Raw genomic sequence first — 24,675 nt, 5'->3', positions numbered from 1 at the left:
GAGCTTCATATCTCATGTCTTTTCTATTATTTGATCCCGACTTCTAGAAGGCCGTCTGCTAGGCGAGCGAAGTCTTCTAGGCTAAGAGCTTCTCCTCGTACAGAAGGTTGCAGGCCTGCAGCTTGGATTCCTGCTTCCAGTTTGGCTTTGATTTCTTCGGTCTTGCCAAAACGACTGGTCAAGTTGTTCCAAAGTGTCTTCCGCCGATGGACAAAGCTAGCCTTGCTAACAGAGAAGAAGAAATCTTCGTCCTTGACGGCTACTGCTGGCTCTTCGCGACGCACCATCTTGAGGATGGCAGAGTCGACATTTGGTGCTGGCACAAAGACGGTGCGAGGCACGATAAAGGCTACCTTAGCAGTCATATAGTACTGGACTGCAATGGACAAAGAACCATAAGCCTTGGTGTTGGGCTCAGCTGAGATGCGGTCTGCCACCTCTTTTTGCATCATGACCACAAATTCTTGGAAAGGAATCTTGGATTCGATCAAGTGCATGAGGATGGGAGTCGTAATGTAGTAAGGAAGGTTAGCCACCACCTTGATCGGAAGGTCTGGATTTTTAAACTCTGCGATGTACTGGTTGAGGTCTACCTTGAGGATGTCTTGGTTGACAACCGTGACATTGTCAAAATCACGCAAGGTATCCGCTAAGATGGGAACCAAACGGTCATCAATTTCAAAGGCCATCACTTCTGCGGCATTTTCCGCCAAAAACTCAGTCAGAGCCCCAATCCCAGGACCGATTTCGATGACATTGACGGTTTTATCAATCTCAGCCGTATCGACAATCTTTTGAAGGATATTGGTATCGGTCAAGAAGTTCTGACCGAAGGATTTTTTAAAGGTAAAACCGTGACGCTCTAGCACTGCCTTGGTCACGCTATAATCTGCAATTCTCATTTTTTCTCTTTTCTAATCAGTTTAGGGGTAAAGGATCCCCTCTACTTCCGTCTTAATAACTAGCCATCGCCTCTTCGACTTGTGCTAAACAAATTCCAAACAACTCCAAGCGTTTGATCAATTGCTTGCCATTGCAGTAGCCGATGCGCAAGGCTTCGCCTAGATATTCCCGTCGTTTGCGACTATCGCTTCCCATCAACAGTCCAAGACGCATCAAGTCGGTCTTTGTGATATCAAAGAAATTTTCATCTTCGTAAGACCCGACCAGTCCAGCTAGGGCTTTTTCTAAGTCTTCAAAACTGGCATGCTCCACTCCAAGAGAACGCCCCTTGGTCTTGGATTTGGGGACTGCTTCACCACGATTTAAAAAGGCATGTTTGGCCTGGGGCACCTCTTGCATAATGATCTTGCGAATTCGCTCGCCATTGTAGTCTGGATCGGTAAAGACAATGACCCCACGCAACTCTTGCAAGGTAGCAATTCGTTCCAAATCATCTTGATCGATCGCAGAGCCTCGGGTTTCATAGGTATCCACCTCATAAAAACGACGGAGATTGGCTGTGTCGTCCTTGCCCTCCACGACAATCACTTCTGGTATTTTTCTTTTCTCAGTCAAGGCCAAATACCTTTCTTGCATTGTCGTAGGTTGCCTGAGCCACTTCTTCTGTTGTTAAGCCACGTAGTCCTGCAATAAAATCTACCACATAACGAGTGTAGGCTGTTTTATTTTCTCGACCACGTTTGGGAACTGGTGCCAGGTAAGGGGCATCTGTTTCAACCAAGATCTTGTCTAACGGAAGGCCAGCTGCCGCTTCTTGGACATCTGTGGCTTTCTTAAAGGTCACCACTCCAGAAAAAGAAATCATCATTCCCAGATCCATGAAGCGCTTCGCTTCTTCTAAACTTCCTGAGAAAGAATGCATGATCCCACCGCGAGGCCCGACTCCTTCACTCTTGATGATGGCATAAGTATCTTCTAAAGCATCGCGTGTATGCACCACAAAGGGGAGGTCCAAGTCTTTAGACAATTGAATCTGACGACGAAAAACCTTTTCTTGAATATCTTTTGGTGCCGTCATCCAGTGGTAATCCAGACCAATTTCTCCGAGTCCGACGACCTTGGGATGTTTCAACTGTTCAAGTAAATAGGCCTCCACTTCAGGACTATAATCACCTGCCTCAGTGGGATGCCAACCAAGCGTGAGATAGAGTTCTGGGTGCTGGTCTGCCAAGGCTATTCCTCGCTCAATCGTCGGCTTGTCAAAACCAACGATATTGTGGGCTACAACACCCATTTCCTTGGCCAAGTCGAGCTCTTCTTGTTCTTTTCCTGCGAATTCTTCCACATTGAGATGGGTGTGGGTATCAAAAATCTGCATGATCTTCCTTTTCTTCCGAGTTTTTCTTCTTTCTATTATAGCAGAAAGCGCCTCTAAATTCACTTTCGGACAAAACAAAAACCAGTAGTCTCGAGTTTCTACTGGTTTTTAGGTTTTTATCTGAATTACGCAGCCAAAACTTTGCGTCCTTTACGACGACGAGCTGCCAATACGCGACGACCATTTTTAGTTGCCATACGGTGACGGAAACCATGTTTGCGCGCACGACGAAGTTTACTTGGTTGATAAGTACGTTTCACGATGAATACCTCCTCATAGATTTTGTATTCGTTTAGCCGGCTAGTTGTGATCAGTTACTAAACATACTTTACTATTCTATCGGATTCGACTCTATTTGTCAATAGCTATGGCAAAATTGTTGCAAATACAGGTCGGAGAACACCTTTCTACACCTGACGGGTTGCCAAGTAATAGGGTTCCAGAGCCACCAGCGCCTCTTGCAACTGATCCAGGATATTCTCTAGGGACCTCTCCTCAACTAGAGAAACATCGTATTTGACGAGGACCTTACGAACCGCCCCTTCTGCTACTGCTTGTAACAGATCATGGCGATTCTTTTCTGTTCCTTCTACCCTTTGACTCTCTCCATTTTTCTGGGCGAAATAATAAACTGGCCGAGAGATAGGAAGGGTGAGTACCTTGTGTTGTTTTTGAAGGCTCTGCTCGTCTTTTTTTCGCTCGATAAAGCTCACCTCTAAGGAAACTCCAAAATCAGCTGCATCCCCATAAAGCCTCAAGGCAAACATGGGCTCTGCCATCGTCCCTTCTCCTTTTAGATAGACCCAAAAATGAGGCCGCAAGACCTGGGCCTGGTTCATCCACTGGCTGGTCCGATCCTGCTCCAAGTAAGGGTGACGCTTCTGAAAGGCTGAGACTAAATCGGTGAATTCCTTACGAGCCGCTTGAGCTAGGGCACGATACTGCTCCATCTCCGAGGCTAGCACGCCTGCTTTTGCTGGAGCCTGGTAGTGGATTCCTTGAAGCTTTAAAAACTCTCGAATCGCTGCAAATGCCATCTGCTTCCTTTCTAAACCTAAAAAAGGAGAGATCGGCTCAATCCCGTCTCTCCCTTATGGGAAATAATAGCTAGATTATCCTTCGATGTCTACCACTACGTAACGGTTTGGTTCTTCCCCTTCAGAGTAGCTAGTGACTCCTTCCATCTTAGAGACGATCCGGTGAATGATTTTGCGTTCACTGTTTGACATCGGATCTGTCTGTTGGGCTTGCCCATCTTCGAGGGCACGCGTTGCTAACTTCTGAGCATAGCTTTGAAGAACTTCTGCCCGGTGTTCTACATAGTCATTAACATTAATAGTAATGTAAAAATTCTTTGAGTAGCGGTTATAGAGGTAATTTTGCGCCAAAAGTTGAAGAGCCTTCAAGACTTTTCCGTGGTAACCAATCACGCGCCCAGGCTCATTGGTATCAATTTGCATATTGACCGTACGGCGGTTGTGACTGCTTGAGATGGTCGCATCCACATCCATTTCATCGACCACTGTTTGAACATAGGCTGTCACATCATCTACGACTTCTTCGATGTTGTAGTTTTCCTCTACCTCGATACCAAGGTTTGAGAAATCAGATTCGCTTGATTCTTTTGTCGCTGGTTCTTTGACTTTTTCAAGGATATGTTCATGCCCTTTTTCTTCAAGAACGGTATCTGCTTCTTTGTCATGTTTCAGGATTTCTGTCTTGATTTCTTCAGAGACAACTTCTCCTTCTTCTTCGACCTTTTTGATCGCTGCAACGACGCGTCCGAGATCGACCGTTGCTTCGCTCACCGTCTTAACCGGTTCGTTCTGCGCGTTAATTTCTTCTGGTACACCCTTTACAGCTTGTTGATTAGCTTTCACAACAGTTGTTTCTGCAATGGGCTCAATCTCTACTTGGGCTGGTTTTTTCCCAAACAAGCCAAGAAAACCTTTCTTTTCACGCGCTACAACCGTAATATGTGCCTTCATACGAGGAATATCTAAATCGTTCAGACCTTTTTGAATCGCTTCTTCAACAGTTGCTCCAGTATATAGGACCATATGTCCACCTCTTTCTTATTTTTTCTTTTTCTGTGCTTTGTTTAGGGCACGGCGTTTTTGTTTTTCCATGTCGCGTGAAGCTTGCTCTTTTGCTTCACGCTCTGCGATAATCTTGAAGGGGTTGTTCAAGAGATAGGTTTGCCCGACTTGATAAGCATTGGAAGTCACCCAGTATAGTGCGACCCCGCTGGCTGAGAACAAGGCAAAGAAGAAGATCATCACAGGCATCACATACATCATGGTTGTCGCACTCCCGTTACGCTCTGGCAGGGCTTTATTGGTCAACCAACTGCTGAAAAATGTGAAGAGGGCAGCAAGAACCGGCAAGATATAAGTCGGGTCGATCGCGCCAAGGTCCAACCAGAGGAAGTGACCGACTTTAAGGAATTCGACACGGCTCAGCGCTTGGAACAAGGCCATCAAAACCGGCATCTGAATCAAGAGAGGAAGAAAGGCTGAAGATGTTTTGACGCCTTTTTCCTTGTAAAGGGCCCGCATCTCTTCAGAAAGCTTGGTCCGACTATCTAGATCCTTTCCAGGATACTTGGCTTGCAATTCCTTGAGTAGGGGTTGAATTTCCTGCATCTTGCGGGTTGAATTCATTTGATATTGGAAAAGCGGCAAGAGGACCGTCCGGATCACAATGGTAAAGACGATAATCCCCACACCGATACTTCCGCCAAATGACAAGAAGCGAATGGCTTCGGCAAAGAAGTAGACGAAGCGTTCCCAACCACCTGTCGACTGAGCTGTCACTTGAGAGGTCCCACAAGCTGTCAAGACCAATAAGGCTGCTCCCAATAATCCAGTTAACTTCAGTTTCTTTTTCACATTATTCCCTTTCTTGGTAGACATGCGCTAATTTTAAGACATGTACAAGATTTTTCTCAACTTGATGGAAGTCGAGCTCCTCCACTCCTTTACGAGCAATGACAACAAAATCATCGGTCGTAAGGAAGGCTTGGTGTTTGATCAAAACATGGCGAATCAAACGTTTGATGCGATTTCTAGTCACAGCATTTCCCAGCTTCTTACTAACAGACAGGCCGACTCGAAAATGTGGTTGGTCTTTGCGCAAGCGGTAAACAACGAATTTCCGATTGGCAACATTTTGACCACTTTTAAAAATAGCATTAAAATCTTTGTCACGTTTGACGCGGTAGCTTTTTTTCAAACCTCAACTCCCTCTATTAAATTTATTCTATTATACCATATTTTCAAAAAAAACCAATCTCCCTCAGGAAATCGGTTGCTACTTGAATACAGATAAAAGCAAAGGCAAGGTGTAGTATAGATTGAGCAAGATATGGCCTAAAATCGGAGAAAGGAGCGTCTTGCTCCGATAATACAGGGTCCCAAAAATCACACTCGGTAGGAGATAGATGATACAAGCCCCTAACGAAAAGGGAGTATGGAGAAAATGCAGGCCACTGTAGATGAGGGCTGGAAGCCAAATCTCTGCATAGAGTTTCCAGCCTTTGAAGTAGGCATTTACCAGGGCTCCACGAAAGATCAGCTCTTCTGTCACCGGCCGGATAATGACCATTGCGATCACCAGGATGAGCACCCCTGTGGAACTTATTTCCCTAGGAAAGAGACTCAAAACGGCTGCCCGTCCTTGAACAAAACCACTGATGAAGTAGTCCAACCAGTAGACCAAACAGGCTGCAAAAATGGCTTCCATCAGAGATTGAAGAGGGTTTTTTCCCAGCTTAAACTGCGCTTTTTTAGAAAAACGATAGACCAAAAATCCTGCAAAGGTTGCATAGAGCCCTTCTAGGCCAAATAAGGTCCAATAATAGCTATTTGCGCTTGCTAGACTAGTAGAGATATACTGGGCCAAGGGGCGAAACTGAGGCCGGATATAAAAATAAAACAAGAGCAGAAAGAGGGGATAAAGCAGTGAGAGCTTTCCTTTGATGAATTTCATAGAGACCTTTCTTATAGAGTATGACAAATCGTATAGTGCATCTTACCATAATCGCGTCCAGGAATCAATCGTAAGGATGCCTACCCTCACTCTTTAAGAAAAGCTACATAACCTCCTAAAACAGCGACTAAAATCAAGAGACAAAGAAGAGTTTCCATCCATACAAGAACTGTCAAGAAAGGTAATTGCAACAAGCCTTGGGCCATTTTTAAAGAGGTCGCTGTGATGACCGTTGGAAAGGTAAGAGCTGAAAAAGCGGGTTGAAAACCTTCTTTGATCATTCTTGGCAGGCGCGTCAAAACAAAGAAATAAAACCCTTGCGAGGCCACCACCATGATCAATAAGAACCAGGTAGGAAGGCTTGCTCCACCCACACGAACCAGGGCTGCTAAAAGAAGGGAAAATGGAGCACAATAGATGCCTTCTTGCCCTAACAGATGATTGGGTAAGGGCTGCTTTTTCCCATCAAAATAAATGACGGGGTAGAGAAGAAAGGTCAAACCAAAACCAATCACTAAAGCGAGATAAGCAATCTCCCTGATTCCTACAACAGGGTAGGTCAAGGCTGCTACTGCAATGCCCACATAGAGAACGGTCCAACTCGGAGTGGCATTGGCTCTTGGACGCACCATGACATGGTTCTTGGTAAAATAAAGAATCAAGCAAAGATCCAAGAGAAAGGCTGACCACCAAACCAACTGAGATAGACCTCCAAAGGCGGGAAAGAGGCGAAAAAGATAGGTGGATAGAATCATCCCTGCCATGGGAAAGGTCGCCATCCCAGATAACAGGGCTGGCTGTTGGAGTTCTATCTTGGTTTCTTGCCAGCGAATCGCATGATAGACTAAAAAGAAAAACCAGAAGAACAAACCTGTCAGACTAAAGGCATGGGCAAGAACAGGCAGAGAGTCTGCAAGAAGGTTCCCAGCGCCAACCAATCCTAACAGACAACCTGAAAATACTAAGGGAATCTTTTTCATCGGAAGCTCCAATCATTTTATCGCTTTCAGTATACCATAAAATCAAAGGGAACATCATCAAAAAAAGAAGTTGGTTTACCAACTTCTTTTAGAATGTAATCCACCTGTTTCTTACATAATACATCCTAAATGATACTTAAAAAATTAAAAAGATATCAACTATTAGGCTCACTTAGACATCTACTGAAACTTTCCGCCGTGAGATAAGTGCCTGAAATAATTATGTTTCAGGCACTCGGGATTATTGAGACCTTAGGCTCAATAATTAGTCATGGAACTTCCTCGAAGTTCGCTGACGTCCGTACTCACCTAAGGAAAGTTTCTAAGATGACTCTATCTACAATTTAAAAGAAGTTGGAGAATACCAACTTCGTTTTATCCATTCTATTAGACACTAGGCCTGTACGACCATCATATAAAGAAACAAAGATAGGAGAAAGACGATACTAACGGCAAGGGTTGCTAGCTTGAGTCCACGGTGGGACCGCCAGTAACTTGGTTTTCCTAGGTTACTGGTCGCATCTGTTGAAAGCGATTGTTGTTGGCGAGGCTGCAGGGTGATCAGAACCACAAGAGCGAGGGATAAGATCGAGATCCCGATTGCAAATACCATTTCCATCTTAGGATCCTCCTAACACTCTGAAGAGGGTAAAAATAACTCCCAGCAGAATCACCAAACCAATGATCACATTAAAAGTAACATTGATCTTTTCAGAACGTGTCGTCTTTTCTTTTTCGGCAGGACGGCGTTTGAGAGACTCCATCCGTCCTTCTACTTCTTTGTAAAATAAATCTTTCTTACGATCACTCACTGTGTCCACCTATCCCTTCTTGCAAGCGAGCTTTGAAAACAGCTGGCTCAACGCTACTTGATTGGGCAATTTGTTGTGCGACGGCTTCTCTGTAGTTATCCACAGATTGGTAGATTTCCTGGATACGGGCCACCATATCTGCTTCTTTTCCTTGATCAAAGATATTGGCTTGTGCGAGGAAGTGGCGGTCATGCAGGGTATGGCTAAAGGTAAGGATGACTTGCTGGTGTTCGAAGGCCTTGCGAACAATACCTTGCACCTCTGCATAGTGGTTGATATCCAGATAAATACTAGAGACCTTAAGCAACTCTTTGATCCGCTCTTGACTGATATTTTGGTACAAGACCACATTTGGATAGCGGACCATAGACAAGAGGCTCGCAGACATCTCCGTCAAAGCTGCTACACGGAAGGTCACATTCGGCAAATTCTCTACTAGGTAGGTCAAGGCTTCGATCTGATCCGAATTAGTCAAAACAAAGGCGTCTTTACGGATATCGTCTTTCACCTTGAAATCATACAGGTAGCCAAGGGGTCCAAAATAGCTATGCTGATCTTGCGAGGTCAACTGCAAAGCGCGATGATAGGTCGCGTTTTGCGGAATCAAGATCTTCTTGGTCCGGATTTCTGGGCTCTTTAGAATCAACTGCATGTTGCCCGGAAGGCTGTCGTGAAGAGGCTCTTGCCACACCAAGACGTCGCGTCCTTTGATGCCTTTATTGCCTAGCTGGAGACTAATGCTAAAGGAGGTGGCCAGCGTATTGTAGACCAAACCATCTAGATCAAAACCACGATACTCTAGATAAAAGACAAAGTAATCTAAGCGATTCTTGAAAATCCGCATCGGTTGATGGTCCAAGGTCAAGATCAAATCCCCTGTTTGGTGATTCTCTGTCAAGCGCTCGATATCCCCTTCAAAATAAGTGGTCACCAAATACTGTCCCTGATCGCCACAAGTCGTTACAGCAATCTTACGACCGTATTGGTCATAGTGCTCAACCATGACCACTTGTCCCTTATCATCTAACCACTCTAAGCGCTCGACGATGCGTTTATAGGAAGCAGCATGGTACACAATTCGAGCCTTTTCTTGACCATAGTAGGTCACTTTTCCCGAGCTATTATCCCCAGAAACTTCCCAGAAATCAGGCACTGGAACTTCATTAAAGTAGCGTCCCCGCTTCTCCCCTTTTGCTTGTCCTAAGAAATAGATAAAGGGAGATTCGACACCGTCTGGTAAGAAACCATTTGGCTCCAAAACAACGGTCGGGTGGTCAAAGCCAGACTCTTTCATGGAGTGGAGCAAGTCTTGGCTTTCACGAGAATAACTATCAAATACGTTCAGCATGTGTCACCTCTTCTATCAATTGTGCCCAAGCTTCTTCTACTCGGCTGGTCAAAAAGTCTTCTGCACGCGCATAAGATGCTTGACGCATGCTGGCTAGATCATCTTTTTTGTATAGCTGGATCATTTTTTCCGCAAAGGCAGTAGCAATCTGGTCGACCACTTGATCTGCTGAAGGGGGAATGAGATAGCCATTTTTACCTTCTGTGACAAAGGTCTGGTTGCCATAAGGAACGTCAAAACCGATAATCGGAAGTCCTGAACCAATCGCCTCCATCAAGGTCAACCCAAAACCTTCACTGGTCGACGCTGATAGGTAAACTTCATAGTTCTTATAAATTTCCTCTAGATTGGCATGCCCTTTGAGATGGATATAGTCTGCCGCCCCCAATTCATCGATTAGAGAACGCAGCTTGCCTTCTTCTCCACCTTTTCCATAGATGTCAAAAGACAGTTCTGGTAATTCTTTTTTGGCGCGAACCACTGCTCGCACCAACCAATCAATATGCTTTTCTGTCGCTAAACGAGAGGCGGTAATCATAGAAAATGGGGTGCGATTTTCGTTTTGTGGCAAGCTTGCAAGACTCCCAACTGGAATGGTATAGATAGCCGGCTGATGGTTGGTGTATTTGGCAAACTGCTCGGCTAAGATTTCTTTTTGGCGGTCAGTCGCTACAATAAAGAAGTCCACCTTGTCTGCATTGGTAAATTGGTACTCGTAATAGTTATTCCACAAGATATACTGATCATCAACATTATTGGCACTGAAGTGCTCGGCATGGACGACCACACCCAGACGGGCTTTTTGCGCTTCTTCAAAGATAGGCTGACCAATATTGGTTTCCCGATCCAAAATCACCAGATCTTGTTTGGTCAATTGAAGGGTTTGCATGAAGTAGCGGATCAATTCTTGGCGACCAACTAGATAGCGATCTGGGAAACGATAGATTTCGCGGCCATCCGCCATCTGCATGCTGTAGGCAACCGTCCCGTCTTCATTGTAAAAGCGGCGCTCAATCAAGTTGGCTTGGTTGTTCTTAGGAATGAAGTACTCCGTACAATAGCGGGCATAGGAGAAATAATCCTTTCTCACCAAGATCCCTCTAGACACATACTCGCAACGCTCTACATAAGGACTGTTTTCTGAGCGCAGGTAGCAGGTCAAAAAATTGTCCTGGTCTTCATAAAAGAAGCGCTTGATCTTGCCATCGACTTCTTCGCGCGTCGGTTTCCCGGCAAAACCTGCTAAGACCTGGTCAATGGTATAGGTCGTTGGTGCAATCTTAATATCTGTAAAATGGCTGTAGAGCCAGATAATTTCATCATTTTTAAAACCGATATTTTCTGTCAAATGCTGGATATTATCGGCTAGAATCATATCCATAAAAACAAATTTAGCTGGTTGATGGATATTGCGTAACAACTGGGCCCGGTAGGCCTGAGCGTACTCAACACCACTGCTGGCCCAACCGATTCCAAGGTTGATATTGTATACTGTCATAATGTCCTCTTTTATGGGAAATGCAAGACAATTTCCCCTTTTTTATTGATTTCTATTCGACTCAGTAAAAGATTGCGGACCATTTGTTCTTTGGCCGCCCCTTTCATTCGATCAAAGGATTGGTAGGCTTCTTGGAAAAATTCCACCAAAGGATTTTTCTGACTGGTGTATTGACCAGATAGAGCCATCCGCAATTGTTGCAGATAGTCGACCTGCTCGACCCAGTTTTCATCGATAGCTTTTAAGATGGCCATGCGTTGGAACTGTGCGATCACCTCATCGGTCCCTAAGACCTCATACTTGGCCTCTAACTCGCTCTTCGCGATCTCCCATAAGAAATTCTCTTTGGTTTTTTTGCTACGGAAGGTTTGGTGGGCCTTTTCCGGATCCACTTGGTAGCTAACATTGTCTAACATATAGCGATAAAAAGCTACAGGTTCCTTGTATTCTTTTTTGTGGGCTACGCTTGAAAAGACGGAACGAAGTGCTTTTTCAACGATATCATCCAAGCGTCCTTCTTGTTTGATCAAGCGGTCACGCTCTTCGTAGACGATGGCACGCTGAATGTTCATGCTTTCCGCAAATTCTAGCGTCATCCGACGACTAGCCTGACCAGAACTTTCACTAGCATTTTGAGCTCGTTCCACCAAGTTTCTATACTTGCGCTTAGTCAGAGCTTTGGCTGAACCAATCCGCTCATCCACATCATAGTCTTGATAGGTATCCTGGATCCAGTCTGGTCCCCAGTTTTTCATCAAATCGTCTTCTAAAGAGACAAAGAACTTGGTCAAACCGGGATCTCCTTGACGACCTGAACGCCCACGAATTTGAAGGTCAATCCGCTGGTTCATCATCCGCTCAGTCCCTACAACTACTAAACCACCTAACTCAGCGACTCCTGGTCCCAACTTGATATCGGTTCCCCGACCGGCCATTGAGGTCGCAACTGTCACCGCTCCTTTTTGACCTGATTCTTTAATGATCTGGGCCTCTCGGGGAGCATTGTTGGCATTGAGAAGATTGTGAGGGATCCCTTCGCGCAAGAGAAGATTCGAATAAAGAATCGACATTTCAACCGATCCGGCAAAGACCAGAATCGGATTGCCCTTTTCGTGGATTTTCTTCACATAATCCAAGGACGCCACGATTTTCTCTGGTAAGGTTTGATAGATTTCATCTGGCAAATCCTTACGGATCTTCTTGCGATTGGTTGGAATCTTGATCACTGACATGGCATAGGTATCGAGGAACTCTGCCTCAGCGACCTTCCCAGTCCCCGTCATGCCTCCTAACTTTCGAAACATCTTAAAGAGATTTTGGTAGGTAATCGAAGCCATGGCCCGTGTTTCTTGAGTTAGCTTGAGGCCTTCTTTGGCTTCAATCGCCTGGTGGAGTCCTCCTTGCAAGCGGGTCATTTCCATCAAACGTCCTGTTGCCTGGTCTAGCAAGACAATCTCATCTTGCCCTTCGACATTGGGATGGATGACATAGTCCTTGTCCTTAATAAAGTTTTTATTGGCTTGTAGAGCTAAGCTGATATGGCGGACTAAATCACGGTATTGGGGATCATAGAGATTGGGAATGGCAAGAAAAGCTTCTGCTGCATGAGCTCCCTTTCGAGTTAACCAAACCCGTTTCTTTTCTTCGTCAAACTTGAAGTCTTCCCCCTCTTTGAAGGTTTGGATCAAGGTGTCAATAATCCCATAAAGGTTGGACTGGACCCGAGGAGAACCAGAAATAATCAAGGGGGTCTGAGCACTATCTAGAAGCACCGAATCAATCTCATCGACAATAGCGTAATTGAAGTCTGCCAAAAATTGGCCATCTGCTGAAGCCGTCAAGTTCTCTGTTAGATAGTCAAAGCCCAGACTGGTATTGGTCGTATAGATGACGTCTGATTGGTAAATCTCGCGTTTGACTTCTGGATCTAATTCTTCGTCCTCTGACTGTTTCAAAGGAACGCCGACGGTCAAACCTAAAAAGCGATAGACCTGTCCCATCTCTTCTGCATCCCGAGTTGCCAGATAGGTATTAGTCGTAATAACCATGACCCCTTTGCCCTCTAAGGCATTGAGATAAACCGGCATAGTTGCCGTCAAGGTTTTTCCTTCACCGGTATTCATTTCAGCGACATTGCCTTGGTGGAGGACAATCCCTCCCATGACTTGCACGTCATAAGGAAACATGCCCAAGACCCGTTTATCGGCCTCCCGCGCAACCGCAAATGCTTCTGGCAAGAGATCATCCAAGGTATCGCCCTCTGCTAGACGTTCCCGAAATTCTGCAGTTTTCTCCTGCAGCTGACGATCCGTCAAGCGGGCCATATCATCCTTCCAGCTATTGACTTCTTTTAAGATTTTTTTGATGTTTCTTAATTTAACGTAATCCAATGTGATCCTCTTTTTTTGCAGTGATGTTCGTCTATTCGAGAACTTCTGCTCCCTCAGACGATATTGGTTGAATAGTGAAATAGTGGAAGGTAAACTCTTGCAAACCTGCACTGAGCAAGCGTACTTCGTAGGCGTAAGCTTGATCTGGATAGGTGAACTGCAAGCGACCTTCTGCGGTTACTCGACGGCCAACAAGGTCTCCAAAGCGATCTCTAAAGATAATTTCTACCATAACGGTATGAGGGGGAGTCGCTTCCATCGTGATAACCAATTCATAATCTTGCTCTCTTTTGAGCAGGGGCAGACTAGGAATTTGACGCGTTGCGCCAAAATTTGTCTGTGAATGCCAGGTTTTCAGTACTTGACCAGATGGCATGAGGGGGTTCTGAAATTGAACGCTTCCTTGGGCAGTTGCTTGAATCGTTGACCCCCAAAGATAATCTGCAAGAACGGTATCGCCCCAGTAGATTCGTCTGCTTTCATTTTCTTTTATTTTTATCATTGGTTTCTTCCAAAGTCTCTTTCCATGATTTCTTTGTACTGGGTCACAAACCACTCAATGATCGGACCACTCGCATCATTGTGTCGACCAGCGCGGCTGGTACTGATAATACGAACCGGTAATTCATACAAGGCCTCTAAAATATCTGGATAAGCTTGCTGGTCGTAGTCATCATCCCTCATATAGGCAAGGGCTAAAATCGTATCCTTGAAATCTGCCTGGTTAAACCGGTCCCAGAAGCGTTGATTGAGCTGACCGATCCCTTCTTGCGACACTTGACCAATGATCAACTGCATCATGTCTAGGGATGTTCCAAACTCATCTGGGCGTTTAAATTTCAGGTTGGCAGCGACATCTCCCAGGTTGACAATGGGTTTTCCGACCAAGATCGCATGAGGAGAATAAAGAGCCCCATAGTAAAGGGCACCAAAGGTCCCCATGGACAAGCCAGAGAAATTCATATCTTTTGGCTCAAAGCCGAGCAAGTCCAAGTGCTGATCAATAAAAGCAGTGATTTGACTTTCCAATTCTTCTGAGCCCATATAGAAGGATCCACCTTCCAGTCTTGGGTCAGAAAAGAGAATAAAGGGACTCCCCATCGCACGCATCATCCCAAACCCTTCAAATCCTTCAGCCGGACGATACCCAGAAAAGTAAATGTTTAAAGGGGGCTTCAGATCGCCAGGATGGAAATAAGCAAAAATTTCTTGGCGTTTGTGGTCCCGTAGCGTCTGAGCTCCTACGGTCATCTCTCCTAAAGGACCATGTGACAAGCGCTTATGTAAGGCTCCGATCGTAAGCGTCCCCTCTCCTTTTGCCTCCAGCGAAAAAGCTAGATAATAAGGTTCTGCGCCATCCAATTCTAAGGGCGCTTGCATCTCTTCTTCTGAAAAGACTGCATCTTTGACCCACTCTCCCAGAGCACCAAAGCGGTAAAATTGAATCCGCAATTGCAGCTGACAGCTAGGATCTTTTTCGTATTCCAACCAAAAATTGATGGGGCGGCTAGCATCATATACATAATTGTAAACCCACTGAGCAATCGGTGTAAACTCTTCACCGTATGATCCATCTAGCTTCAGAAAATGTTGCCCCAGCACCGTTTGCTGGCCAGCAAAATCCGGTCTCACTCGCAGGTCACGAGCCGTAAAGGCATCTCCATATTGATTGTCGTATAAAAAGCGCTCTAAGACATAGAGAAATTGATGCTTATTTGAGAAATCCCAGGGTCTTGCTTGCTTGAGTCTTAAAAGGTGGGCCAATTCGTCAGAAGGCGCCTCTAGTTCATGGCTTTGATCATAAAAAACAGTATAAGGCTGAAAATAAGCCAGGTCTTCTCCTAAAGCTAATAAATCTTCTGGCTTTTCTAGAATCAAGGCTTTGAATTTGGAGATTTCCTCTTCTTCCATATATTCTTTGAGCGATGGAAGAGCGGTAGCTTGAAAAAAGTGCCAGCCTAGTCCAGCAGGAAGCTCCACCTGATCCTGCCAACTACTTGAGCCGATTTGGAGAATATGGGGTATTTGTAGTTTTTTATCCATGACGTTCTTTCATCCATCCTTCCCATTTCTCGATCAAGCGTTGACCGGTGTATTCTTGAATTTTTTCGATCGAGTAGACCAAGGCTTCGTTCCAAGGCTTCAATTCCAATAAGAAGTGCGTGATTGCCTTCTCTAATTCCTTGTCTCCCTTTGATAAGACATAGCCATTTTTCAAATGATCGACATATTCTGTCTGGACGCGGTTGACCTGTGGAATTCCAGCAGAGATCCCTGCAATCTGCGTATAGAGGTTGGGTTCCTCGCTTAAATCTACGATCAAGCGTGTTTTTTCCAATTCTTGAATAATGTCATTTTCATTTGAAAAATTCTTAACTACAAAACGGTAGTCCGGTGCGTCTTGTACGGACTCTTCATCGATGATCTGGTTTTCCCCAAGTCCTTCCATTTGGGCTGGTGATTGAACCAGATGAAAGTCCTGCTCGCTAGCGATCAATTCCTCGAGTTGCCCTTCTAATTCCTTAACATGCTCCGGTGATCCATTGTAAAATGCAAAAACAACTTCAAATAAAGGATGTTGCGCCAAGACCTCCAGAACCTTCTTGAGCTGGCTCTTACTTGGAAGCTCAGCTTCATTGACATAAAAGTAAATCTTCGATTCCTTGCGCTCCTGACTAGAGCCCAAACGAAGGCGGGAGTCAAAAGAGGTAATCCGGTGTGTCTTCTGAGCCAAGCTAGGAGAAAAGCCCCCAATCGCTTCTTTGGTTTTTTCACTATCTGTAATCAAGAGCTGGGCATCAATCATATCAAAATAGAGGGCAAAGTTTTCGGCAGACAAGGGCTGGCGATCCCCGTAGAAAGACAAGACTTTCTTGACACTACTTGCTGTATCTTGTAAAAAAGCCAAATTTGCTGGATGAGCTGCCAAAACCAACTGATCTCGTCCTGGAACCAAGGTTGCTAGCTGCTCCTTCATTTTTTCAGCGACAACGTCTCCCATATTGGCATAGCTTTCTTTTTTGAAGGCATGAAAGAAAGCTTCATTAACCATGACGGAGTGGTTCTCTTCGATCAACATCTCTCTCAAAACCCATTGTCCATCAAAACTCAGATACTCTTGGAAATAGGGTTTTCCCTCATTGTAGTAGATTCGACTAGAGATAAAGCCACGATCATCTATGTACTCGATGTAGCTGATCTCGTCATTCTTATAACGGGTCAAAGAGAGAAGGTTTCCATCCACTCCCATATCAATTTTTGCTAGGTGGTGGCCCTTTCGAAATGCCATCACCAAAAAGGGAGTATAGGAAAAAGTGGTCTCACTCGGCCATTCGATGTCCTGAAGCTGGACTGGGCGCATAGTCAAATCAGACGGAACCTGTTGGATTTTATCAAAAATCGAAAGCACATCTGTCTCTAACAAATCTTGGCGGTGTAAAAAATAGCGCAGTTGTGGACTATACTGAGGCAACAATAAGATCCGATCCATTTCTGCTTCTTGAAAAATACGAACTTGATTAATGGTATCGTCAAATTCAATGGACTCTCGCATCCAGTACCAAGGGGTAGCTGTTTGCTGCCAGATGCGGTCCGTTCCATACCAGGCTGGTACAAAATAATACATGGTTACTCCTAGAATATTCTTGTATAACGTTGATTCACACGAAGGGCACGAATTTCTTCTCGGATATTGTAAATCATCCCAACAAACATGAGGAAGGTTCCTGGAATCATGGTCAAGCGCAAAAGATCTTTATCCCATAACAAGAGAGAAAAAGGAAGCGCCGTGAAGAGGATCAGATACAAGGTCCCAAAAACCGTCAAGCGTAGCACAATTTTATTGATATAGCGACGTGTATCTGCTCCAGGATAGACATGATCGATATACTCGGAAGCCTTCATCATCTTATCTGCAATTTCTTCTCCATTCACATTGACAAAGGCAAAAGCAAAAGAGAGAAGGGCGATCATCAGAATGTAAAGAAGGATCCAAATCGGATCTCCCATCACCAAGTGTTTGGCTAAACGAGCAGCCCACTTAGCATTGGAATCCATAGACAAGATCAAGAGCATGGCATACTGAGGAATGGACACCAAGGTCATGGCGTACATAAAGGGCATCCCTCCTGCTGGGTTGAGCTTGATATCCAAAAAAGTATAACTTTTCAAGTTGTTGTGGATCCCTAATTTATTGACAGGAATCTGGTACTTGGAATATTCCACCAAGACTGCCACATAGACAAAAATCAAGATAAAAATCACGCCCAGAACATAAGCGATCTCTGGGATATTATTGACACTTGAAAGGGTCTGCATCACATCTTCTGGCAGGTACATAACCATCCCAGCCATCATGATCACAACAGAACTTCCAAGCCCCAAAGCGGCATTTAGATCTGAGAGCCAAACTAGAAAGAAGGCTCCGGCTACCATAATCATGGTATTGACCGCAATGACAAGTCCGGAGTTCAACCCTGTCTTCAAGGGGAGATACATGGCCACTGCCAAGGACTGGACAATGGCGAGTGCCAAGGTCACGTACATCTTTCGCCGCTCCACAATTTCCGAACTGGTTTTTTCGAGGTTAAAGCGTTTTGAAACGGTAAACATCCGCCACAAAATCATGGAAGACATCCACGGGGATAGACCGATCGAAAAGATCGACATTCCACGGAGGTTCCCCCCCATCACAGCACTTGAGAGCTGTAAACCGGTTGTCGTTCCCTCATTGAGTCTCAAGGCCTTTGATAAGTCAACAAAAGGCAAGGAAATTTTACTTCCCAAAACATAAATAAAGACGAAAAATATCGTCCAACAAAATCTCTTTCCTACTTCAGATCGTTTTAACATTTCTTTTAAACTTTCTCTTACTCATTTTGACTCTTCCACCTGGGGAATAGCCTTTTAATATGTGCCTTTAGAGCATTTTATCTCAACTTATTTTACCATAATTTGCGACGTTTCCAAACTCATTTGTCACTAATATTTGATAATATTTCAAATTCCCCATTTGGTACTGTATTCAACAAAAAATCCTTCAGATGTTTATCTAAAGGATTGTTCATTGAATGTTATTCATCCAAGGCCATGATGGTATCGACGAATAATTTTTTTGTAAAATAGCCATTGCGGATCAAATAAGAAGTATAGTGAGCTTTTCGGACCATTTGAGCATACTCTTCTTCTGTACAGTCTTGGACCAAACGATTGGCTTCTTCAAGACTGGAGGCTACAAAGCCGAGCCCTTTGTCTCGAATATAGTCTGCATTTGACAAATAGTCTGGCACTACTACTGGAAGACCAGCAGATAGATAAGTCGATAGTTTGTAGGAAATATTTTCTTTGTAGTAATCTCGCTCATCCTCGGGGTTCTCTGAATTTCCCCAGACCAGCCCAAAACCACCCTTAGAAAGCTCCAAAAGCAATTCTTGCTTGGTTCGCCAGCCTTCAATATGGACCTTGGAATAATCAACTCCTTCAACTGGTTCAGTATAGACATGAAGGGGTGTATCATATTTCCAATCGATGATATGAGGGAAACGCGAAGGATTTCCTGAGAAGATCAGTTTTTTCTCAAATTGCGGGGTATAGAGATCCAAACTGTGGGTCAAATCCCACAACTTTTGTACCACATATTTTTTAACTGTAAGCCCTTCTGATACTAGACGATGGTACATTTGCTCTGATGGAACAACGACCAGATCACTCTGATTGTACATGTCGATATAGTTGGGCATCAGGTAATAATTACTCTCAAACATAAGCGGTGGGACATCGTGGATAAACATGACCAACTTGGTTTGAAGGAGTTTTAACTTATCAACCAAACGGCGGTCCCACTCAATCCCATTCCAAGAAGGCGATTGAACGAAAACGATATCCCCAAAAGCAACGCCTGCTAAAATCCCATCCATTCGCGAGTTCAATTCACTAGCTGGTTCATTGCTATGATCATAAAAGTAGATCCCTAATTCATTGACCCCAAGCTCGCGAACGACATTCATGATATCGTTTTGGGCCATCAGGGCCACGCTCTGAGAAGACTGCCCGAATAAATTTGTAAAATGGATTTTCATCTCTTTCCTCTGACTCTTCTTTTTTTGTCCCATATTTCCTGAAGATATGAAGGCAAACTGAGCTTTCACAAAGCAACCTTTTTCATACCCTTCAACGAAAACTTCCTCATTCATTATAACATATTTCACAACTTCTTAGACATTCTAGATCAATAAAAGACCGGTTCATTCCGGTCTTTTAAGGTTCTATTTGCCATCTTTTTTCCGGATTCCTAAAAGGGCTAATCCAGACAGAAGAATGGAAACTACCGTAGCAAGGATATTACTTGAAGGATGGGCTCCTGTCTCTGGAAGAGCAGGTCCTGAAGAATGCGTCGCACTTAGCGAGCTTGCATCTGATGGAGATTCTGAGTGAGAGGTTCTTGATGAAGACACGACAGACTCCGAAGGACTGGTCATAGCAGAGAAACTTGACGCATAAGACACACTGATCCATTCAGAAGCTTCATGCGATAGGGATTGACTCTCTGTCGATGATGCGCTCATAGATTCTGAGACACTCGTCAAAGGAAACTCAGACACTGGCATGGACGTTGAAGTAGATTCACTTGCAGAAAAAGTTGATTGGCTATAGGAGTCAGACTTCGATAGCGAGGCTGACGCTAGAGATTCTGAATGAGATGCCCATTGTGAAGCAGATAGACTCTCTGAAACTGATCGCGAGAACGATCCAGACTCTGAAACCTGCGATGCAGCTACGACATGAGAAGTTGAAGCTGATTCGCTTGTTGAGGCAGAAGCTTGAACTAACGAATCTGATTGACTTGAAGAAATCGAAGCTTGAACCAAGGATTCGGATTGATTCGCCAAAATCGATTCTTGAATCAACGATTCAGACTGGCTTGCCGAAACTGAAGCTTGAACTTGTGACTCTGACTGGCTCGCTGAAATCGACGCTTGTACCAGTGAGTCTGATTGACTTGCAGAAACGGATGCTTGAACCAAGGATTCGGATTGACTCATTGAAACAGATTCAGACAGCTTTTCGCTCATCGAAATAGATTGCGACAAGGAAATCAGTTGAGAAACCACTTCCTCCGATCCAACCGCCGATGTTGACTGCGATTGAGACACAGAAATTGATCTAGATACTAAATTAGATAAGGATACCGACTGACTCAACGAAACAGATTTCGAGGCTTTTTCAGACTCACTCTTAGATGCTGATGCTGCTTTTGATTGTGAGTCGGATTGACTCGCTGATACAGATTCTTTAATCAATGACTCTGATTGACTAGCTGAAATCGACTCTTGAACCAGCGACTCCGATTGGCTTGAAGAAACTGATTCTTGAACCAAGGAATCAGACTGGCTGGCAGAAACGGATTCCTGAAGCAACGACTCTGACTGACTGGCAGAAACTGAGGCTTGAACCAACGAGTCGGATTGACTTGCCGATACAGATGCCTGAACCAACGACTCAGACTGGCTGGCTGAAACCGAGACTTGAACCAAGGAATCAGATTGACTAGCTAATACGGATTCTTTGAGCAACGAATCGGATTGGCTAGACGATACAGATGCCTGAACCAGCGAGTCTGATTGACTAGCAGAAACGGACGCTTGTACCAAAGATTCTGATTGGCTAGACGATACAGATGCCTGAACCAACGAGTCTGATTGACTAGCTGAAACTGATTCTTTAACCAGCGAATCGGACTGGCTGGCCGATACAGATGTCTGAACCAACGACTCTGACTGACTGGCTGAAAGCGACTCTTGGACCAGCGATTCCGATTGGCTGGATGAAACCGACGCTTGAACTAAGGATTCTGATTGGCTTGTGGAGATCGATTCTTGGACTAGCGATTCTGATTCACTTCCAGAAACGGACGCTTGAACCAACGACTCTGACTGACTCGCGGAAACTGATTTTTGTACCAACGACTCGGATTGGCTCGCAGAAACTGACTCTTGAACCAACGAGTCTAACTGACTTGCAGAAACTGATTCTTGAACCAGTGACTCTGACTGACTGGCAGAAACTGATGCTTGAATCAACGACTCAGACTGGCTGGCTGAAACGGATTCTGACAGCTTTTTGCTCATCGAAATAGATTGTGACAAGGAAATCAGTTGAGAAACCACTTCCTCCGATCCAACCGCCGATGTTGACTGCGATTGAGACACAGAAATTGATCTAGATGCTAAATTAGATAAGGATACCGACTGACTCAACGAAACAGATTTCGAGGCTTTTTCAGACTCACTCTTAGATGCTGATGCTGCTTTTGATTGTGAGTCGGATTGACTCGCTGATACAGATTCTTTAATCAATGACTCTGATTGACTCGCTGAAATCGACTCTTGAACCAGCGACTCCGATTGGCTTGAAGAAACTGATGCTTGAACCAAGGAATCAGACTGGCTGGCAGAAACGGATTCCTGAATCAATGAATCTGATTGGCTGGCGGAAACTGAATCTTGGACCAGCGACTCTGACTGACTGGCGGAAACTGATGCTTGAATCAAGGACTCTGACTGGCTTGCTGAAACCGACGATTGAACCAACGAGTCTGATTGACTAGCAGAAACTGAGGCTTGAACCAAGGAGTCTGACTGACTGGCGGATACAGATTCTTTAACAAGCGAATCGGACTGACTGGCAGAAACTGATGCTTGAATCAACGACTCAGACTGGCTTGCTGAAACCGACGATTGAACTAACGAATCCGATTGACTTGCTGAAACCGACTCTTGGACTAGAGCCTCCGACTGACTAGTGGAGATCGATTCCTGAACCAACGAGTTGGATTCGCTTGTCGATACAGATTGTGACAAGGAAATCGAGGTTGAAACCTGTGAATCTGATTGACTGGCGGAGCTAGATGCTTGTGACAAGGAAACGGACTCACTGACCGAAACAGATTGAGAAGATGAAATGGATTCTGAAACTAGTGACTCTGAAGTTGAAATCGAGAAGTTTTGAGATTGTGAAGTAGATTCTGACGGTGTCATCTTCCGATAGTAATAATTCACACTCGTTAAGGGGTATGAATCTACTATTTTTTTGATCGTTTGTTTGAAGTTGGAAAAACCATCTGCTCCTTGAGGTGTTGCATCTTCTCCAACGACCATGGTCGTATTTTTATCGAGGTAGGCCGATTTTGGAAGTTCCGTGAATGGTTTTGGAACAGTATATTCTATTCCTGTTTTCTCATCAGTGTATGTAACTGTCTCCTTACTAGAGAACCAACCTGTAATATCCAACTCAAAATGTTGGTAATCTATTCGTTTTGGTGTAACATTCAGGAAATAATCCTTGTTTTTACTTTCAACTTTACGAGTTCCACCTAAATCTGAAAGGTTATCCGTACTATCTTGTTTAAATTCTTTTTCATAAACAAGTGTATATACATCGGTTACCTTAGCATTTCCTACATCACCACTACTAACATCATGGATTTTAGAAGGATCTAAAACATAGTAGCGAAGAGAATAATCACCATTTTGATTAAGGGTGACAACTTCACTTTTAATGAAATACTCACGCGCATCCCCTAATAGTTCAATTCTTGATTTCCCATTCTTACTATTATCGAACACCCCACTTTTACGATTCGGGAACACGGTGTGCGCTGGGACCTGTACATAACCAGGAAATTCGCGTGGATTGGAAGCTGTATAATGCTGGCCTTCCAATCCGTAGATTCTATACTCTAGTAAGGATCTTTCTTTCCCCGTTGGTTCATATTGCCCATTAAACCATCTACCATTCGGGTCCACTTCTCTATAGAAGGTCGATTGTTGTCCCATCATAGATGGAATTTTGATACTAGGATACGTCCTAATCAATTGCCCTTGATTCTCAGGCGTCATGACATCATAAATACTCCGGAATAAGAAAGCCTGTTCCGGAATAAAATTCGTCAGCATTCCAAAGGTCCCATTACCTGTAGAAGGTTCCGAATTAAAAACCTTGTTCCCAAAGGGAGCCTGACCAATCAGTACTTCTTTTGGTAATTGAATATCTTGGCCATATCCTTTTGGAGATACAGTTTGTGAAAAAATTTCAGCCCCATCTGATTTTCGGACAATGCGGAAATAAACATCCATTGCCTTATGCTTTTCCGGATCTATCTCACTGATATCAATCGACATAGTCGCATAGTAACCAAGTGACTCTCCTTGTTTATTCACAAAGTCCCAAATACCAAATGTATAACGATTGGTGTAGGGTTCACCTAAAAAATTTTTCAACTCTTCAGGCGAAAATCTTAAGAGATCTTTATCTAGATGAGGATCCTTAGCATATCCTGGTGTGTCAAGTGTAGGATCTTCTACACTCGCACCATTGGGATCTTCTGGGTTCGGGGTCATATCCAATACATCATCAGCCAAGTATGTTTCCTCAGCTAGAGGAGCCAACTGAGCAGAGATCGCAGGTTGCCCATCTATATTCGTATTTCCCACAAAACCTGCAGCTGTCAAGGTCGTCATCATCTCATCGACAGCTTTCTCCAAACGATCGCGCTGGTCAGCATAAGCTTGAGCGCTGGCATTGGTATGGATCAAGTTATTGCTTGCAGCCACTTCGGACTGCACTTTGTTAATGACCGCTTCGACCACTGCTCGGCGATCGGTGTCCGTCATTTTAGATGCGTAATTCCCTGCAATTTCTTGGAGCAATTCAGCTTCAGAGGTATTTTGTTCTAAAACAGTAGCTTCTTCTAAACTAGTCGGCTTCTCAATACCTGCTTCTGACTCTAGAGCTTGAGCAGACTCGCTAAGTGCCGTTGATAATGCAGTTGATCCAACTTCGCTCAAGGACAAAGACGTGGATTCACTGATCGAAGCAGACGCACTCTCAGATGTAGAAAAACTAGTTGATTCTGAAACAGAGCTGGATTCTGAAGGCTGGCTTGAGGTTTTCGCTAAGACCACACTATCTGCTTCTGCCAAGGTTTCCTCTTTTGTCTCAGAAACCGTTGGTGCAAGTGATGTTGCATCCTCCGCCTTAGCAGTCGTAGCAATCACAGCACCACCAAAAACAGTCCCTACCGTAATCAAACCTTTTAAGAAGGCTTGGCCGTTCTTTTGACTTTCTATTTGATCTTGCTGTACATTGGCAATGATGGTCTCCTCCACTTGCCCACGCACCACGCGAAAGAGGCCTAGAGCAGCCGTTGATGCCCGAAGCCAATTTTTTCCTGATTTAATTAATTTGAAGCGTACGACACGATCTGTTTCACGAAAGTTTCCTTTTGAACGCTTAAATTGCATGATATTCCCCTTACATTGTAGTCATTATTCATTATACAGGAATACTACGTAGATTCAAGTAATTTGCTACAAAAAA

At 44.3% G+C, this 24,675-nt stretch carries 21 protein-coding genes; all 21 read right to left on the bottom strand.

From position 1 onward, the window contains the following. Positions 1 to 26 precede the first annotated feature (26 nt). The 21 genes from rsmA to RDV49_RS03295 all read right to left on the bottom strand — a co-directional run bounded on the left by rsmA (position 27) and on the right by RDV49_RS03295 (position 24,599). Positions 27 to 902, bottom strand: a complete 876-nt coding sequence (rsmA, locus tag RDV49_RS03395; protein WP_003008896.1) for a 16S rRNA (adenine(1518)-N(6)/adenine(1519)-N(6))-dimethyltransferase RsmA — start codon at positions 900 to 902, stop codon at positions 27 to 29. A gap of 52 nt (positions 903 to 954) precedes the next feature. Continuing rightward, complete coding sequence (gene rnmV / locus RDV49_RS03390; RefSeq protein WP_003008897.1) at positions 955 to 1,539, bottom strand: ribonuclease M5; 585 nt, start codon at positions 1,537 to 1,539, stop codon at positions 955 to 957. Next, positions 1,511 to 2,281 (bottom strand): TatD family hydrolase, encoded by a 771-nt coding sequence (locus tag RDV49_RS03385; RefSeq protein WP_003008899.1) that lies wholly within the window; start codon positions 2,279 to 2,281, stop codon positions 1,511 to 1,513. Before RDV49_RS03385 ends, rnmV begins: the two co-directional genes overlap by 29 nt. 125 nt (positions 2,282 to 2,406) lie before the next feature. Continuing rightward, a complete protein-coding gene (gene rpmH / locus RDV49_RS03380) occupies positions 2,407 to 2,541 on the bottom strand; it encodes a 50S ribosomal protein L34 (protein ID WP_003003086.1) in 135 nt (44 codons plus the stop codon). A gap of 147 nt (positions 2,542 to 2,688) precedes the next feature. After that, positions 2,689 to 3,318: a hypothetical protein gene (locus RDV49_RS03375; protein WP_003008901.1), complete on the bottom strand. Its 630-nt coding sequence runs from the start codon at positions 3,316 to 3,318 to the stop codon at positions 2,689 to 2,691. A 75-nt stretch (positions 3,319 to 3,393) separates the two neighbouring features. Next, the gene (gene jag, locus RDV49_RS03370; RefSeq protein ID WP_003008903.1) at positions 3,394 to 4,341 is read right to left on the bottom strand and encodes an RNA-binding cell elongation regulator Jag/EloR; all 948 of its coding nucleotides are present in this window, start codon (positions 4,339 to 4,341) and stop codon (positions 3,394 to 3,396) included. Between the two features lie 15 nt (positions 4,342 to 4,356). Continuing rightward, a complete protein-coding gene (locus tag RDV49_RS03365) occupies positions 4,357 to 5,172 on the bottom strand; it encodes a YidC/Oxa1 family membrane protein insertase (protein WP_037608124.1) in 816 nt (271 codons plus the stop codon). Between the two features lies 1 nt (position 5,173). Beyond that, the gene (gene rnpA, locus RDV49_RS03360; protein ID WP_003002960.1) at positions 5,174 to 5,515 is read right to left on the bottom strand and encodes a ribonuclease P protein component; all 342 of its coding nucleotides are present in this window, start codon (positions 5,513 to 5,515) and stop codon (positions 5,174 to 5,176) included. 78 nt (positions 5,516 to 5,593) lie between these two features. Next, complete coding sequence (locus RDV49_RS03355; RefSeq protein ID WP_003008907.1) at positions 5,594 to 6,271, bottom strand: CPBP family intramembrane glutamic endopeptidase; 678 nt, start codon at positions 6,269 to 6,271, stop codon at positions 5,594 to 5,596. A gap of 86 nt (positions 6,272 to 6,357) precedes the next feature. Continuing rightward, entirely contained in the window at positions 6,358 to 7,251 is an 894-nt protein-coding gene (locus tag RDV49_RS03350; RefSeq protein ID WP_003008909.1) for a TDT family transporter, read from the bottom strand. Positions 7,252 to 7,645: 394 nt separating this feature from the next. Further along, positions 7,646 to 7,870 (bottom strand): accessory Sec system protein Asp5, encoded by a 225-nt coding sequence (gene asp5 / locus RDV49_RS03345; RefSeq protein WP_003008911.1) that lies wholly within the window; start codon positions 7,868 to 7,870, stop codon positions 7,646 to 7,648. A 1-nt stretch (position 7,871) separates the two neighbouring features. Continuing rightward, complete coding sequence (gene asp4, locus RDV49_RS03340) at positions 7,872 to 8,063, bottom strand: accessory Sec system protein Asp4 (RefSeq protein ID WP_003003066.1); 192 nt, start codon at positions 8,061 to 8,063, stop codon at positions 7,872 to 7,874. Continuing rightward, complete coding sequence (gtfB, locus tag RDV49_RS03335) at positions 8,056 to 9,411, bottom strand: accessory Sec system glycosylation chaperone GtfB (RefSeq protein WP_003008913.1); 1,356 nt, start codon at positions 9,409 to 9,411, stop codon at positions 8,056 to 8,058. The genes asp4 and gtfB overlap by 8 nt, the downstream gene beginning before the upstream one ends. Further along, positions 9,395 to 10,909, bottom strand: coding sequence for an accessory Sec system glycosyltransferase GtfA (gene gtfA / locus RDV49_RS03330; RefSeq protein WP_003008916.1), 1,515 nt, complete (start codon positions 10,907 to 10,909; stop codon positions 9,395 to 9,397). Before gtfA ends, gtfB begins: the two co-directional genes overlap by 17 nt. Positions 10,910 to 10,920: 11 nt before the next feature. Beyond that, a complete protein-coding gene (gene secA2 / locus RDV49_RS03325; RefSeq protein WP_080554455.1) occupies positions 10,921 to 13,305 on the bottom strand; it encodes an accessory Sec system translocase SecA2 in 2,385 nt (794 codons plus the stop codon). Positions 13,306 to 13,330: 25 nt separating this feature from the next. Beyond that, entirely contained in the window at positions 13,331 to 13,801 is a 471-nt protein-coding gene (asp3, locus tag RDV49_RS03320) for an accessory Sec system protein Asp3 (RefSeq protein ID WP_003008920.1), read from the bottom strand. Further along, positions 13,798 to 15,342 carry an accessory Sec system protein Asp2 gene (gene asp2 / locus RDV49_RS03315; protein WP_003008922.1) on the bottom strand — a complete coding sequence of 515 codons (1,545 nt, stop codon included), beginning with the start codon at positions 15,340 to 15,342 and terminating at the stop codon, positions 13,798 to 13,800. The genes asp3 and asp2 overlap by 4 nt, the downstream gene beginning before the upstream one ends. Then, positions 15,335 to 16,924 (bottom strand): accessory Sec system protein Asp1, encoded by a 1,590-nt coding sequence (asp1, locus tag RDV49_RS03310; RefSeq protein WP_003008924.1) that lies wholly within the window; start codon positions 16,922 to 16,924, stop codon positions 15,335 to 15,337. The genes asp2 and asp1 overlap by 8 nt, the downstream gene beginning before the upstream one ends. 8 nt (positions 16,925 to 16,932) lie before the next feature. Next, positions 16,933 to 18,150 carry an accessory Sec system protein translocase subunit SecY2 gene (gene secY2, locus RDV49_RS03305; RefSeq protein ID WP_003008926.1) on the bottom strand — a complete coding sequence of 406 codons (1,218 nt, stop codon included), beginning with the start codon at positions 18,148 to 18,150 and terminating at the stop codon, positions 16,933 to 16,935. Positions 18,151 to 18,371: 221 nt separating this feature from the next. Next, positions 18,372 to 19,376 (bottom strand): sugar transferase, encoded by a 1,005-nt coding sequence (locus RDV49_RS03300; RefSeq protein ID WP_037608425.1) that lies wholly within the window; start codon positions 19,374 to 19,376, stop codon positions 18,372 to 18,374. Between the two features lie 186 nt (positions 19,377 to 19,562). After that, the gene (locus RDV49_RS03295; protein ID WP_310744364.1) at positions 19,563 to 24,599 is read right to left on the bottom strand and encodes an accessory Sec-dependent serine-rich glycoprotein adhesin; all 5,037 of its coding nucleotides are present in this window, start codon (positions 24,597 to 24,599) and stop codon (positions 19,563 to 19,565) included. Positions 24,600 to 24,675 lie beyond the last annotated feature (76 nt).

This window comes from Streptococcus parasanguinis (genome assembly GCF_031582885.1).
GTDB lineage: Bacteria > Bacillota > Bacilli > Lactobacillales > Streptococcaceae > Streptococcus > Streptococcus parasanguinis_M.
Note: the sequence above shows the minus strand (reverse complement) of the source record. Positions and strands in the feature narration are given on the sequence as shown.

Excerpts from the sequence above, each read along its gene's own strand:
- rsmA (WP_003008896.1), bottom strand. The coding sequence starts at position 902 with ATGAGAATTGCAGATTATAGCGTGACCAAGGCAGTGCTAGAGCGTCAC.
- rnmV (WP_003008897.1), bottom strand. The coding sequence starts at position 1,539 with ATGCAAGAAAGGTATTTGGCCTTGACTGAGAAAAGAAAAATACCAGAA.
- RDV49_RS03385 (WP_003008899.1), bottom strand. The coding sequence starts at position 2,281 with ATGCAGATTTTTGATACCCACACCCATCTCAATGTGGAAGAATTCGCA.
- RDV49_RS03375 (WP_003008901.1), bottom strand. The coding sequence starts at position 3,318 with ATGGCATTTGCAGCGATTCGAGAGTTTTTAAAGCTTCAAGGAATCCAC.
- jag (WP_003008903.1), bottom strand. The coding sequence starts at position 4,341 with ATGGTCCTATATACTGGAGCAACTGTTGAAGAAGCGATTCAAAAAGGT.
- RDV49_RS03355 (WP_003008907.1), bottom strand. The coding sequence starts at position 6,271 with ATGAAATTCATCAAAGGAAAGCTCTCACTGCTTTATCCCCTCTTTCTG.
- RDV49_RS03350 (WP_003008909.1), bottom strand. The coding sequence starts at position 7,251 with ATGAAAAAGATTCCCTTAGTATTTTCAGGTTGTCTGTTAGGATTGGTT.
- asp5 (WP_003008911.1), bottom strand. The coding sequence starts at position 7,870 with ATGGAAATGGTATTTGCAATCGGGATCTCGATCTTATCCCTCGCTCTT.
- gtfB (WP_003008913.1), bottom strand. The coding sequence starts at position 9,411 with ATGCTGAACGTATTTGATAGTTATTCTCGTGAAAGCCAAGACTTGCTC.
- gtfA (WP_003008916.1), bottom strand. The coding sequence starts at position 10,909 with ATGACAGTATACAATATCAACCTTGGAATCGGTTGGGCCAGCAGTGGT.
- asp3 (WP_003008920.1), bottom strand. The coding sequence starts at position 13,801 with ATGATAAAAATAAAAGAAAATGAAAGCAGACGAATCTACTGGGGCGAT.
- asp2 (WP_003008922.1), bottom strand. The coding sequence starts at position 15,342 with ATGGATAAAAAACTACAAATACCCCATATTCTCCAAATCGGCTCAAGT.
- asp1 (WP_003008924.1), bottom strand. The coding sequence starts at position 16,924 with ATGTATTATTTTGTACCAGCCTGGTATGGAACGGACCGCATCTGGCAG.
- secY2 (WP_003008926.1), bottom strand. The coding sequence starts at position 18,150 with ATGTTAAAACGATCTGAAGTAGGAAAGAGATTTTGTTGGACGATATTT.
- RDV49_RS03300 (WP_037608425.1), bottom strand. The coding sequence starts at position 19,376 with ATGAAAATCCATTTTACAAATTTATTCGGGCAGTCTTCTCAGAGCGTG.
- RDV49_RS03295 (WP_310744364.1), bottom strand. The coding sequence starts at position 24,599 with ATGCAATTTAAGCGTTCAAAAGGAAACTTTCGTGAAACAGATCGTGTC.